The 13,787-nt window shown below is 63.0% G+C and carries 12 protein-coding genes; 6 read left to right on the top strand and 6 right to left on the bottom strand.

All coding sequences use genetic code 11. The annotated features are described in order from the left end of the window. Positions 1-227 precede the first annotated feature (227 nt). From glcC to hppD, 3 genes are all read left to right on the top strand, one after another. The gene (gene glcC / locus QWI20_RS14380) at positions 228-1,013 is read left to right on the top strand and encodes a transcriptional regulator GlcC (protein WP_369306067.1); all 786 of its coding nucleotides are present in this window, start codon (positions 228-230) and stop codon (positions 1,011-1,013) included. Between the two features lie 142 nt (positions 1,014-1,155). Beyond that, positions 1,156-1,788: a maleylacetoacetate isomerase gene (maiA, locus tag QWI20_RS14375; protein ID WP_369306066.1), complete on the top strand. Its 633-nt coding sequence runs from the start codon at positions 1,156-1,158 to the stop codon at positions 1,786-1,788. Between the two features lie 142 nt (positions 1,789-1,930). After that, positions 1,931-3,007: a 4-hydroxyphenylpyruvate dioxygenase gene (gene hppD, locus QWI20_RS14370; RefSeq protein WP_369306065.1), complete on the top strand. Its 1,077-nt coding sequence runs from the start codon at positions 1,931-1,933 to the stop codon at positions 3,005-3,007. A gap of 197 nt (positions 3,008-3,204) precedes the next feature. On the opposite strand, the gene QWI20_RS14365 is transcribed toward hppD, so the two are convergent. Then, on the bottom strand, positions 3,205-3,999 hold the full coding sequence (locus QWI20_RS14365) for an IclR family transcriptional regulator (RefSeq protein WP_369306064.1): 795 nt from the start codon (positions 3,997-3,999) through the stop codon (positions 3,205-3,207). A gap of 108 nt (positions 4,000-4,107) precedes the next feature. Here QWI20_RS14365 and hmgA point away from each other — a divergent pair, with 108 nt between their 5' ends. Both hmgA and fahA read left to right on the top strand, forming a co-directional pair. Continuing rightward, positions 4,108-5,424, top strand: coding sequence for a homogentisate 1,2-dioxygenase (gene hmgA, locus QWI20_RS14360; protein ID WP_369306063.1), 1,317 nt, complete (start codon positions 4,108-4,110; stop codon positions 5,422-5,424). Further along, positions 5,421-6,719, top strand: coding sequence for a fumarylacetoacetase (fahA, locus tag QWI20_RS14355; RefSeq protein WP_369306062.1), 1,299 nt, complete (start codon positions 5,421-5,423; stop codon positions 6,717-6,719). Before hmgA ends, fahA begins: the two co-directional genes overlap by 4 nt. A 115-nt stretch (positions 6,720-6,834) precedes the next feature. Here fahA and QWI20_RS14350 read toward each other — a convergent pair whose 3' ends face one another. The 4 genes from QWI20_RS14350 to QWI20_RS14335 all read right to left on the bottom strand — a co-directional run bounded on the left by QWI20_RS14350 (position 6,835) and on the right by QWI20_RS14335 (position 12,169). Continuing rightward, positions 6,835-8,292: an amidohydrolase family protein gene (locus QWI20_RS14350; RefSeq protein WP_369306061.1), complete on the bottom strand. Its 1,458-nt coding sequence runs from the start codon at positions 8,290-8,292 to the stop codon at positions 6,835-6,837. Between the two features lie 4 nt (positions 8,293-8,296). After that, positions 8,297-9,157, bottom strand: a complete 861-nt coding sequence (locus tag QWI20_RS14345; RefSeq protein WP_369306060.1) for a MurR/RpiR family transcriptional regulator — start codon at positions 9,155-9,157, stop codon at positions 8,297-8,299. Then, on the bottom strand, positions 9,158-10,507 hold the full coding sequence (locus tag QWI20_RS14340; RefSeq protein ID WP_369306059.1) for a gluconate:H+ symporter: 1,350 nt from the start codon (positions 10,505-10,507) through the stop codon (positions 9,158-9,160). It abuts the gene before it with no gap. Positions 10,508-11,185: 678 nt separating this feature from the next. Continuing rightward, positions 11,186-12,169 carry a GlxA family transcriptional regulator gene (locus QWI20_RS14335; RefSeq protein WP_369306058.1) on the bottom strand — a complete coding sequence of 328 codons (984 nt, stop codon included), beginning with the start codon at positions 12,167-12,169 and terminating at the stop codon, positions 11,186-11,188. Positions 12,170-12,330: 161 nt separating this feature from the next. On the opposite strand from QWI20_RS14335, the gene QWI20_RS14330 reads away from it, so the two are divergent. Further along, positions 12,331-13,011, top strand: coding sequence for a DJ-1/PfpI family protein (locus QWI20_RS14330; RefSeq protein ID WP_369306057.1), 681 nt, complete (start codon positions 12,331-12,333; stop codon positions 13,009-13,011). A 9-nt stretch (positions 13,012-13,020) separates the two neighbouring features. Here the strand turns inward: QWI20_RS14330 and QWI20_RS14325 are convergent, their stop codons facing one another. Further along, positions 13,021-13,650, bottom strand: a complete 630-nt coding sequence (locus QWI20_RS14325; protein ID WP_369306056.1) for a TetR/AcrR family transcriptional regulator — start codon at positions 13,648-13,650, stop codon at positions 13,021-13,023. Positions 13,651-13,787 lie beyond the last annotated feature (137 nt).

Here is a 13,787-nt window from a genome sequence, read left to right as displayed (position 1 = left end):
TGGCTGGCTTGCATCATTGGCTCAGCGGGGCTTAGTGTCTACCGGGTGGAGCAGTGGTCGAACCAGTTTCGCGATAGGGCTGAATCAAATAAACGGCTAAAAGACTTGTTTATCAGTGAGATAGATCTCACGCCAATTCTTATGGTTTTTATCGCCGTCCATGGTCATACCAGTGAGGGCAAGCGATAGGCCTCTATTCATCCAACGCAACGAAGCAGGTCCGACCCATGGAAGTCACTCACGCCCAGCCCCACACCAAACGCCCGCAGCAGGTTGCCGATGTTGTCAGCGAGCGCATCGAGCGGCTGATTGTCGACGGGGTGCTCAAGGTCGGTCAGCTGTTGCCTTCCGAACGGCGGCTGACCGAAAAGCTGGGGGTGTCGCGCACCGCCCTGCGCGAAGGCCTGCAGTTGCTGCGCGCCAGGGGCATCATCGAAACCCGTCAGGGCAAGGGCTCGTTCGTCGCGCAGATGGGCGGGCTGGGGCTGACCGCCGCCTCGCCGCTGATGCATTTGTTCGCCTCCCAGCCGCGCACGCTGTACGACCTGTTTGAAGTGCGCAGCCTGCTGGAAGGGGAGTCCGCCCGGCTGGCGGCGCTACGCGGCACCGACGCGGATTTTGTTCTGATCACCCGGGCCTACGACGCCTTGGTTGCCGGCCATGACCACCCGTTGCCGGCCTCCGAACACGCGCGGCTTGACCACGCCTTTCACTTGGCCATCTGCGAAGCGTCGCACAACCCGGTGCTGGTGCAGACCCTGCGCTCATTGACGGACCTGCTGCTGAACACGGTATTCGCCTCGGTCAACAACCTCTATCACCGCGACGCGCAGAAACGGCAGATCGACCGCCATCACGCCCGGCTGTACAACGCAGTCATCGGGCGATTGCCCGAGCAGGCGCGCAAGGCCGCTGTGGCGCACATCCAGAACATCTGCGACAACCTGCGGGAGATCGAAAGCGAAGAGCAGCGGCTGGTGCGCGCCACCCTGCGGCTGGAGGGGTGGGCTTAAGCCAGGCCCAAGCTGAACCACGCTGGCGCTTTGCCTGGCGGGAGCTGAACTTGACAGGCATCCCGCATTGCCGCAGTTTACGCATTGCGTAAGCCGCTTACGCCGTAGTGAAAAACCAAAACAACAATAACAGGCCATTCCCGTGGATCTTTTCACCTACTACCGATCGACCTCGAGCTACCGGGTGCGCATTGCCCTGGCGTTGAAAGGACTCGCATTCAACGCCATTCCGGTCAACCTGATCCGCGACGGCGGCGAGCATCACCAGTCCAACTACCTGGCGATCAACCCCCAGGGCCGGGTTCCCGCCCTGAAGCTGGACGACGGTGAAGTGATCATTCAGTCCATGGCGATCATCGAATACCTGGAAGAATTCTCCCCGGAACCTGCATTGCTCCCCGACGCGCTGCTCGACCGTGCGCGCCATCGGCAAGTCGCCGCTCTGATCGGCTGCGACATTCACCCCCTGCACAACGTCGCGGTGCTCAATCGCTTGCGCGGCATGGGCCACGACGAAGGCGATGTGACGGCGTGGATCGGCCACTGGATCAACCAAGGCTTCGCCGCCGTGGAAGCCCTGATTGGCGATACTGAGTTTTGTTACGGCGCGGTTGGCCTGGCCGATGTGTACCTGCTGCCCCAAGTTTACGCGGCGCGACGCTTCAACGTGGACATGAGGCCGTTCCCGCGAATTTGCCGGGTCGAAGCGCTGGCCTTGCAGCATCCGGCGTTTCAGACCGCCCATCCCGATGCGCAATCGGACAAGCCGGAGTAATCTTTCCCACATGAAAAGCTTCGGTCTGCAACTGATCTTCGGCGACTTCCTCGCCCGCAGCGTGCGGGGGATTTCCTGCGCGCCACCCGCTGAATAGTGATCCGAGCCGCTGTGCCTCTCACTATTTAGCAGGAGCAAGACCGTGACTGATCTCTACGAAAACCCGATGGGCCTGATGGGCTTTGAATTCATCGAATTCGCCTCGCCCACCCCGAACGTGCTGGAGCCTGTGTTCCAGATCATGGGCTTCACCAAAGTCGCCCATCACCGCTCGAAGAACGTGTCGCTGTACCGCCAGGGCGCGATCAACATCATCCTCAACAACGAGCCCAACAGCGAAGCGTCCTACTTCGCTGCGGAGCACGGTCCTTCGGTGTGCGGCATGGCATTCCGGGTCAAGGATTCGCAACGGGCCTACAAGCGCGCCCTGGAACTGGGCGCCCAGCCTGTCGAGATCGGCACCGGGCCCATGGAACTGCGTTTGCCGGCCATCAAGGGGATTGGCGGCGCGCCGTTGTACCTGATCGACCGTTTCGGTGAAGGCACCTCGATCTACGACATCGACTTCGTGTACCTCGAAGGCGTCGACCGCCACCCCAAGGGCGCCGGCCTGCAATTCATCGATCACCTGACCCACAACGTCTATCGCGGGCGGATGGCTTATTGGGCGAACTTCTACGAGAAGCTGTTCAACTTCCGCGAGCTGCGCTATTTCGACATCAAGGGCGAGTACACCGGCCTGACCTCTAAAGCGATGACCGCGCCGGACGGCATGATCCGCATCCCGCTGAACGAGGAATCGTCCAAGGGCGCCGGGCAGATCGAAGAGTTTCTGATGAAGTTCAACGGCGAAGGCATTCAGCACGTTGCGTTCTTCACCGAAGACCTCATCGACACCTGGGACCGGCTCAAGGCGCTGGGCATGCGCTTCATGACCCCGCCGCCGGACACCTACTACGAAATGCTTGAAGGCCGGCTGCCTGATCACGGCGAACCGGAGCACGAGCTGAAGGCGCGGGGGATTCTGCTGGACGGCACTTCCGACGGCGGAAACAAGCGACTGCTGCTGCAGATCTTCTCGGAAACCCTGATGGGGCCAGTGTTCTTCGAATTCATCCAGCGCAAGGGCGACGATGGCTTCGGTGAGGGCAACTTCAAGGCGCTGTTTGAATCGATCGAGCGCGATCAAGTGAGAAGGGGGGTGTTGGCGGTGGATTGAGGCTGACGCCTCGTAGTCACGTGTTAACGCGATACCTGTAGGAGTGAGGCTAACGCCTCGTATTCACGTGTTAACGCGATACCTGTAGGAGTGAGCTTGCTCGCGAAGACGCCAATCCGGCCACTGAAGATTTAGCGGCTGTACCAACGTCTTCGCGAGCAAGCTCACTCCTACAGTATGACCATGATCCTGAAGAATCACGCCAGCTGCGGCATTTCCCCACCCATCCGCGCGCTGATCGCCTGCGCCGTCTGCAGCAGTTTCTGCGCGGCGAGGGCCTGGCGCTGATCGGTGAACACCGACGCCGAACCCACCACCGTTACCACACCCACCAGCTTGTTGCCCATGGCAAACACCGGCGACGACACCGCATTGACGCCGGCCATCAACAAGCCATGAATCTGGTGCACCCCGGTGCTGCGGATCTCGTGGAGGTGCCGGTCAATCTCCGTCAACTGCGCGGCGTTCAACGAGGCCGATTCTGCCTCTCTCAACGCGGCGGTTTCGGTCGGCGACAGAAAGGTGTCGAACACCAGCCCGGTGGACGAACTGAGCAGCGGCAGCACCGAACCGATCTGCGTGACCAGCGTGACCGCCCCCAGCGACTGCTCGACGTACACGACCGTGGGACCTTTGTTGCCCCACACCGCCAGAAAGCAGGTTTCGTTGAGTTCGTCGCGCAGTGCGATAAGCGCCGGCGCAGAGGTCTTCAGCACATCCAGCTGACTCAGCGCCGCTAGCCCGACCTGCAACGCCGAGCGCCCCAGACGGTAGTGATTGCTGGCCGGGTCCTGCTCGGCAAATTCGCTGTCCACCAGCGCCTGCAGGTAGCGATGCACCTTGCTCGCGGGCATGCCGACGTATTCGGCGAGTTTCGACAGTGACGTGGCGGGCGCCAGTTCGGCCAACGCCTTGAGGATGCCGACGCCGACCTCAGCCGACTGGACTTTCTGCTGGCGGGGCGCGGTGGCGGGGGTGGAATCGTCGGTCATGGAAGGGAGGCCCCCGGTCTGGAAAGGCTGCTTTATAGCTTGACCCTTCCCCAAACTCAAATTACGTTATGCGTAACACGCTTACGAAAAAAACAATAAGAGGTCGTCATGTCGACAGCACCCCGGTCCGAGCCCCTGCGCTACCAGCGCGGCTTCGGCAATCAATTCAGCAGCGAGGCGATGCCGGGCGGTTTGCCCCACGGGCAGAACTCGCCGCAACGTCACCCTCTGGGCCTGTACGCCGAGCAATTCTCCGGGACCGCGTTCACCGTCCCCCGCGCCGAAGCCCGGCGCACCTGGCTCTACCGCATTCAACCGTCCGCCGCGCACCCCCGTTTTCAGCGCCTTGAGCGCCAGATTACGGGTCAACAGCAAGGCCCCGTGACACCCAATCGCCTGCGCTGGAATGCGTTCGACATCCCCGCCGAACCGGCCGACTTCATCGACGGCCTGCACGCGCTGGCCAGCACCTCGTCTGCCGAGCAGGCCGAGGGCGTGAGCGTCTACGTCTACACCGCCAACCGTTCCATGCAGCGGGCGTTCTTCAACGCCGACGGCGAGTGGCTGATCGTCCCCCAGCAGGGCCGACTGCGCATCACCACCGAACTGGGCCTGCTCGACCTCGAGCCGCAGGAAATCGCCGTGCTCCCTCGGGGTTTGAAATTCAGCGTCGAGCTGCTCGACGGCACAGCGCGGGGCTACATCTGCGAGAACCACGGCTGCGCCCTGCGCCTGCCTGACCTCGGGCCCATTGGCAGTAACGGCCTGGCCAATCCGCGGGATTTCCAGGTGCCCCACGCGCATTTTGAAGACAGCGTGCAACCCACTGTGCTGGTGCAGAAATTCCTCGGCGAACTGTGGGCGACCCTGCTCGGTCATTCCCCCTTCGATGTCGTCGCGTGGCACGGCAACAACGTCCCTTTCAAATACGACCTGCGCCTGTTCAACACCATGGGCACGGTGAGTTACGACCACCCCGATCCGTCGATCTTCACGGTGCTGACCTCGCCGGGCGCTGTCGACGGTCAGGCGAACGTCGATTTCGTGATCTTCCCGCCGCGCTGGATGGTGGCGGAAAACACCTTCCGGCCACCGTGGTTTCACCGCAACCTGATGAACGAATTCATGGGCCTTATCGATGGCGCCTACGACGCCAAGGCCGCAGGGTTCATGCCCGGCGGGGCGTCGCTGCACAACTGCATGAGCGCCCACGGCCCGGACAACGCCAGCGCCGAAAAGGCCATCGCCGCCGAACTCACGCCGCACAAGATTGAGCAGACCATGGCCTTCATGTTCGAGACCGGCAAAGTCCTGCGCCCCAGCTACCACGCGCTGGAATGCCCACAGCTGCAAAGCGACTACGATGCCTGCTGGGATGGCATCGCCAGAACGTTCACGCCTTTCGACACGGACAGCCAACGATGAGCATTTCACACCACCCGCGCAGTTGGGTTGCCAGCGCCAACGACCATCCCGATTTCCCCCTGCAAAACCTGCCCCTGGGCGTGTTCAGCCGCCCCGGTTTCGGCAAGCGCGGCGGCGTTGCCATCGGCGATTTCATTCTGGATCTGCAAACGGCGCTTGAGGCCAGCCTGTTCAACGGCGCCGCGCGCGTGGCCGTGGAGGCCGCCAGCCGAGGGCAACTGAACGACTTTTTCGCCTTGGGCGGTTCGTCGCGGCAGGCGCTGCGCCATGAATTGCTGCACCTGCTCGACGAAAGAACCCTGCAGCGTGAACGCTTGCAGGCCATGGGCGACCGTCTGCTGGTGCCAATGGCTGACTGCCGGATGCACATGCCGGCACAGGTCGGCGACTACACCGATTTCTACGTCGGCATTCATCACGCGATGAACGTCGGCAAGCTGTTCCGCCCGGACAACCCGCTGTTGCCGAACTACAAATACGTGCCGATTGCCTACCACGGGCGGGCGTCGACGCTGGGTGTGTCCGGCATGCCGGTCAAGCGCCCCAGCGGGCAGACCTTGAAACCGGGTGCCGAGACGCCGGATTTCGGGCCGAGCAAGCGCCTGGATTACGAACTGGAAATGGGCGTGTGGATCGGGCAGGGCAACGAGGCGGGCCAGCCTGTCGCCATCGGCAAGGCGGGCGAGCACATCGCCGGTTTCTGTCTGCTCAACGATTGGTCGGCTCGCGACCTGCAGGCCTGGGAATACCAGCCGCTGGGGCCGTTTCTGTCGAAGAGTTTTGCCACAAGCATTTCGCCGTGGGTGGTCACGGCCGAAGCCCTTGCGCCGTTTCGCGCGGCCCAACCGGCGCGCCCCGAGGGTGACCCGCAGCCGATGCCTTATCTGTTCGACGAGCAGGATCAGGCCGGCGGCGCGCTGGACATCGAGCTGGAAGTGCTGCTGCTCACCGCGCAGATGAGAGAGCAGGGCGTCGCGCCCCAGCGTCTGTCCCTCAGCAACACGCTGAACATGTACTGGACCGTCGCGCAAATGGTGGCCCACCACAGCGTCAACGGCTGCAAGCTGCAAGCGGGCGATCTGTTCGGCACCGGCACCTTGTCAGGCCCGCAACCCGGCCAACACGGCAGCCTGCTGGAAATGACCGAAGGCGGTAAGCGCGCTGTCGAATTGCCCAACGGGGAGACGCGGACCTTTCTGGAGGCGGGCGATGAGGTCATCCTCAAAGCGCGCTGCCGCAAGGAGGGCGAAGTGAGCATCGGGTTTGGCGAATGCCGTGGGGTGGTGATTGGCTAAAGCCGCATGCGATGTTTTAGTAGGACCGGCTTCAGCCGGGAAGAGGCCAGCGCGTGCAGCTCAGATTTGCGGTGTGCCGCTGACGTCTTCCCGGCTAAAGCCAGTCCTACAGAAATTAACGAAACCCACCCACCAACGACCCACTTCGCGGCAGGAACCTCCCTTGCCGCTCCCCCTGCGGTTTGCCTTCGGCGTAACTCAAATGCCCGTTCACCCAGACCGCATCGATCCCCTCGGCCGCGCGCTTTGGCTCTTTGAAATCCGCCACATCGCGCACGGTGTCGGCGTTGAACAGCACCAGGTCCGCGCAATACCCTTCGCGCACGAAGCCACGCTCATGCAGCCCGAAGCGCGTGGCGGTCAGGCCGGTCATCTTGTGCACGGCGGTGTGCAGCGGAAACAGCCCCACATCCCGACTGAAATGTCCGAGCACCCGGGGGAACGCACCCCACAGGCGCGGGTGCGGAAACGGGTCTTCCGGCAGACCGTCCGAACCGATCATCGACAGCGGGTGCTTCATGATCCGCTGCACGTCGTTCTCATCCATGCCGTAATACACGGCGCCGGCCGGCTGCAGTTTTCGCGCGGCGTCCACCAGCGACAGTCCCCAGTCGGCGGCAATGTCTTTCAACTCGCGCCCACCCTGTTCCGGGTGCGGCGTCGACCAGGTGATGGTGATCGGAAACGCATCGGTCACCTGTTTCAGATCCAGCGTCGAAGAACTGGCCGCATAGGGGTAGCAATCGCAGCCCACCGGGTGGTTCAGCGCGGCGTTCTCCAGGGACGCCAGCAGTTGCGGGCTGCGGCCCCAGTTGCCTGCGCCTGCGCATTTCATATGGGAAATCACCACCGGCGATTTCGCGTGGCGGCCGATCTCGAACGCTTCGTCCATGGCCTCCAGCACCGGTTCGAACTCACTGCGCAGGTGCGTCGTGTACACCGCGCCGAACGCCGTCAGCTCCTCGGCCAGCTGTTTCACTTCGTCGGTTTCGGCCGAAAAAGCCGAGGCATAGGCCAGACCGGTGGACAGGCCCAGCGCGCCGTCCGCCAGGCTGTCGCGCAATTGCCCGCGCATGGCGCTGATTTCATCAGCGCGCGCCGTTCGAAAAAGATCGTCCATGTGATTGCTGCGCAGCGCGGTGTGGCCGATCAGCGCCGCCACATTGACCGCCGGACGCGCCGCGTCCACCGCGTTGCGGTAATCGATAAAGCGCGGATAAACGAATGCAGTGGCGGGGCCCAGCAGGTTCATCGGATCCGGCGGATCCCCCGCCAGGGAAACCGGTGAGGCGCTGATGCCGCAGTTGCCGACGATCACCGTGGTCACGCCCTGGGTAATCTTCGGCAGCATCGCCGGCTGACGAATCACCACGGTGTCGTCGTGGGTGTGGACGTCGATGAAACCCGGCGCCAATACGCGGCCGGCGGCGTTGATCTCCTCGCTGCCGGAGACGTCGTGCAGGTCACCGATGCGCTGGATGCGGCCGTCGCGGAGGGCCACATCGGCGCGGTAACCGGGGGTATCGCTGCCGTCGATCACCAGCGCGTCGCGAATGATCAGGTCATAAAGCATGGGGTCAGTCTCCAAGGGGCAGGCCGTCGTCGCCGCCGCGGTAGTCATCCAGCGCGAGCTTGATCCGCCGCAGCCGTTCGCGGTTGGCGTCGGGCGCAGTCAGTGCCAGCTCGGTGGCCAGCACGTCGATGGTCAGCAGCATGCCGTAGCGCGCGGCTGTGGGTTTGTAGATGAAATTGGTTTCGGCGATCTGCAGCGGCAGCAGGACATCCGCCCGTTCCGCCAGCGGGGAGCCGGGCAGGGTGATGGCGAGAATCTTCGCGCCATAACTGCGGGCCAGATCCACCACGTCGAGCAGTTCAGGGGTGCGCCCGCTCAGCGAGCAGACAATGACGCTGTGCTCGGGACCGAGGGTCGCGGCGATCAGGCGCATCATCACCGGGTCGCGGCTGGCAGCAATCGGGTAACCGAGGCGCACCAGCCGGGTCTGCAGTTCTTCACTGCACAGGCTCGACGCGCCGCCCATGCCAAAGCTGTGAATCATCCGCGCTGGCGTCAGCAGGGCCAGCGCTGCCTGGAAGCGCGATTCATCGAAACCGGCCAGGTGCTGACGCAGGGTGGATTCAATGTCGCCGACGATCTGGGTGAAAAACGCCGACTGTTCCGGTGCCTGCTCCGGGGTGAGGAAGCGGTTGCCCACGGCGCTGGCCTGGGCCAGTTGCAGACGCAGGTCGCGCAGGTCCTTGCAGCCCACCGTGCGGGCGAAACGCGACAGCGTGGCGCTGCTGACCTCGGCGCGGGCGGCGAGGTCGTCAAGGCTGGCGCTGGCGGCAAACGCCACGTCGCTGAGCACCAGTCTGGCGATACGGCCTTCGCCGGCGCTGAAGGAGTCCTGACGGGCGCGGATCTGGTAAAGAATGTCCACTCAGATCACCTGCGCCAGCCCGAGGGTCAGCACGAAAGCGATCACCGAAATCAGCGTCTCCAGCACCGTCCAGGTTTTGAAGGTCTGTGCCACGGTCATGTTGAAATACTCCTTGATCAGCCAGAACCCGCCGTCGTTGACGTGGGAAAAAATTACTGAGCCGGCGCCAGTCGCCAAGACCAGCAGCTCTGGATGGGGATAGCCCAGGCCCAGCGCCACAGGGGCCACGATGCCGGACGCCGTGGTCATTGCCACGGTGGCCGACCCGGTGGCGACGCGCATCAATGCGGCGAATAGCCAGCCCATCAACAGCGGCGACAGATGCCAGTCCTGCGCCAGGCCGACGATCTCGTTGGTTACGCCGCTGTCGACGAGAATTTTGTTCAGACCGCCGCCGGCGCCCACCAGCAACGTGATGCTGGCCGTGGGCGCCAGGCATTCCTGGGTGAATTTCAGGATCGAATCGCGGGAGAACCCTTGGGCAATGCCCAACGTCCAGAAGCTTAGCAACGTGGCCAGCAGCAGCGCGATCACCGAGTTGCCGATGAACAGCAGGAAGCTGTTGAAGCCGCTGCCCGGCGTGGAAATCAGGTTGGCCCAGCCACCCAGCAACATGAGCACCACCGGCAACAGAATGGTCGCCATGGTGATGCCGAAGCTCGGCAGTTGGGCGCGGGGTTCACGGTCGAGAAATTGTTTGGCGAGCGGGTTTTCATCGGGCAAATGAATGTGCGGCACGATGAAGCGCGCGTAGATCGGGCCGGCAATGATCGCGGTAGGGATGCCGATGAGGATGGCGTAAAACAGGGTCTGGCCCACCGACGCCTGATAGGCCTGCACCGCCAGCATCGCGGCAGGGTGCGGCGGCACCAGGGCGTGGACCACCGACAGGCCGGCGACCATCGGTAGGCCGACCATCAGAATCGACACGCCGACCCGACGCGCGACAGTGAACGCGATCGGCACCAGCAGCACGAAACCCACTTCGAAGAACAGCGGCAGCCCCACCAGAAACGCGATGCAGACCATCGCCCAGTGCGCGTGGCGCTCGCCGAAGCGGTCGATCAAGGTGCGTGCCACCTGCTCGGCGCCGCCGGACTCGGCCATCATTTTGCCGAGCATGGTGCCCAGCGCCACGACCAGCGCGATATGCCCCAGCGTCTTGCCGACGCCGCCCTCATAGGACGCGACGACGGCATTGGCCGGCATGCCCGCGACCAGCGCAAGGCCGACGGACACCAGGGTGATGACGATGAACGGGTTGAGACGAAAGCGCGCGATGAGCACGATCAGGGCGATGATCGCGACGGCGGCATAGACCAACAGAGACAGGCCGGTTGACGGAGGCATGCAACGGATTCCTTGCTGAGAATGAGGAGGTCAGGGCTTGGGCGGCGGCGGGGGCTGAGCCTGTCGAGCTAAAACTGAGCAGGACTCACCCGCGCAGTGGCGTTAACCGGTGCGCAGCCAGGCGGTGAAAGCGATCTCGGCAGTAGGTGTTGCAAGCGCCATGAACGGCGAAAGAAGAGCAGGAGCGGGACGATCACAGGCAGTCATTATTGTTATCTCTGATTTCGTGATGGAAATTAAATTACACGAAGCAGGATAAAAAGATCAAATAATGAAAATTAATTTCGCTTCGATGATGTGCTTTGCGACCCATCAATTTGTGGCAGCGAGCTTGCTCGCGAAAGGGGTCAGATAACAGCCAACCACTTTCTGTGGGGAACGACAGTCAGCATTCGCGAGCAAGCTCGCTCCCACAGGATCGTGGGTCACCTCAGGATTTCGGCCAGTTTCGCTGGACTTGTGGGAGCGAGCTGGCTCGCGAAGGGGCCAGATAACAGCCAGCCACTTTCTGTGGGGAAGGACAGTCAGCATTCGCGAGCAAGCTCGCCCATAGGATCGAGGGTCGCCTCAGGATTTCGGCCAGTTTCGCTGGACTTGTGGGAGTGAGCTTGCTCGCGAAGGGGCCAGATAACAGCCAGCCACTTTCTCTGCGGAGGACAGTCAGCATTCGCGACCGCTTCATGCCGCAGTGAACCGCTCCCGATACGCCTGGGGCGTTACTGATACCGCGCGCATGAAGCTGCGCCGCAACGTTTCTTCCGTACCAAACCCGCAGTGGTCGGCGATGCGCTTGATCGGCAGCGCGCTGTCTCCCAACAGTCGTCGCGCCGCTTCGACGCGCAATTGCTCGATGGCCCGCGCTGGCGTGTTCCCGGTGTGGGCGCGGTAGTGGCGGACGAAACTGCGCTCGCTCATGCCGACCTGCGCCGCCAGCGTGCCGACGGACAGGTCACTGGCGAGATTGTCGAGAATCCAGGCGTGCAGGTCGCCAAACCGGCTGCCTTGATCACGAGTCTGGTGCTGCATCGACAGCGCTGTGCTGAACTGCGATTGCCCGCCCGGGCGCTTGAGAAACACCACCAGATCCCGCGCGACGGCCAGCGCGATGTCGCGGCCCAGGTCCGCCTCGACCATCGCCAGGGCCAGATCGATTCCTGCCGTCACCCCGGCGGACGTCCACAGTGTGTTCTCGTTGATGAAGATCGGGTCCGGGTCGATGCGCAGTTGCGGAAAACGCCGCGCCAGTTCGTCGCAACTGTCCCAATGAGTGACCACCCGATGGCCGTCCAGCACGCCCGCTGCCGCCAGTAAAAATGCGCCGGTACACACCGACGCCACCCGACGGGCGCTGGCCGATTGCGTTCGCACCCAGTCCACCAGAACCGGATCCAGCAGCGCCGTATGCACACCGCCGCCCCCGGCGATGATCAGGGTGTCCGAAGGCGTGGACGGCAGCGGGTGGGTAAGCAGCCCGAGCCCGGCGGAGGAGACCACGCTGCCGGCTTCCCGGGCGATGACCTCGGGCCGGTAGGGGATTTTTTTCACGCCGGCTTCGTGCGCCATGACGTTCGCCGAGGCAAACACCTGCAGCGGTCCGGTGACGTCGAGTAACTGAACGTTGGCAAAGGCCAGAACATGAACCGGCCTGGGCTGATGGGGCATGGCGCTCTCGCTGTGAAGATTGGCGTGAATTGTCGGCTTTATGGCGTATCCGCCAGAGGCTAGCTCGCTACAGTGGTTTCGTCCAGTCGCTGGCCGAGCCCCATCGGCAGCGTCACTTCATACCGTCAGTGTGAATCACTTCCAGTACAAGGAAACGCGCCATGACCCTGCATATCGGCCTTCTGGTATTCCCCAAAGTCCAGCAACTGGACCTCACCGGTCCCTACGATGTTTTCGCCACCATGCCTGGCGTGGTCGTGCACCTGGTCTGGAAAAACCTTGAGCCGCTGCAGTCCAGCACCGGCCTGACCCTGGTCCCGACCGCGACCTTCGCCGATTGCATGGACCTGGACGTGATCTGCGTGCCGGGTGGGGTAGGGATCGATGCACTGATGGAAGACGCGGAAACCCTGGCCTTCATTCAGCATCAGGCGGCCACGGCGCAGTATGTGACTTCCGTCTGCACCGGCGCGCTGGTGCTCGGCGCGGCAGGGCTGTTGAAAGGCCGCCGCGCGACCACCCATTGGGCATCTCATTCGCTGCTGGAGCAGTTCGGTGCGATTCCGGTGCACGAACGTGTGGTGCGCGACGGCAACCTGATGACCGGCGGCGGCGTGACGGCGGGGATCGATTTTGCGCTGACGCTGATCAGTGAAGTGTTCGACGCCGATACCGCCCGCACCCTTCAGCTGCAATTGGAGTACGCGCCGGCACCGCCCTACGATTCCGGCCGACCGGATACCGCACCGGCGAACATCCTCGCCGTCGCTACCGATCGCGCCATGCAGGGTTTGCTGGCGCGTCGGCAGATCGTCGAGCGCGTGACGGCGGCGATGGATTAACCGGCGGGATTAGATCGGAGATGCAGTGAGCGGGATTTCATACCAGCACAGGAACAGGTCCAGCGCAGACTCCACCACTTCGCGCTGCTTGTCCGGCGCAAGCAGGGGCTCGTTGAGGGTGACTTGCGGCCAGAAGGCGAAGGCCTTGAGCAACGCATGGATCTGCGACGCGGCGAACACCGGCTCGACGGCCTTGAGGCGGCCATCATGCTGGGCGCCGCGCACCCAGACGGTGAAGGTTTCTTCCCGCTGATTGAGTCGGCTGACCCAGATCTGCGCACGGTCGGGAGAGTGGATGGTCGCGCCGATGGCCACACGGGCCAAGTCGATGAAATTGCTGTCGCCGAGGGTTTTCATCTTCGCGTCGAGCAATTCGCGCAATTGATCGCGCAGGGGCACACCGGGTTTGTACACTGCATCGGTCTGCGTCGCGGCGGAGGACCACAGGCGATGGAGCATTTCGGAAAACAATTCCTCCTTGCTGGGGAAGTGGTTGTAGACCGTGCGCTTCGATACCTCTGCCCGGGCGGCAATCCGGTCCATGCTCGTGACCTCGAAACCGTTATCGCGGAATTCGGCTATCGCCGCCTGAACAATGGCTTCGCGTTTACGGTCGGTCAGTCGCAGTGGGGCAGTCATGGATTCGCTTCTGTGAGGTGACGCGGACGACCTAACCGCCCGACAAGAAAATTACACCGGGCAGTTTACTTCTCTTTGCCCATCGTGCAAGCTTGAAACTACACTGTGTAGTGTAAGGGCAGCCCCGAGCTTCAAGT

It is taken from the genome of Pseudomonas sp. W2-17 (assembly GCF_041060445.1).
In the GTDB taxonomy this organism is placed as follows: Bacteria; Pseudomonadota; Gammaproteobacteria; order Pseudomonadales; family Pseudomonadaceae; genus Aquipseudomonas.
This window is presented reverse-complemented; position numbering and strand designations above follow the sequence as displayed.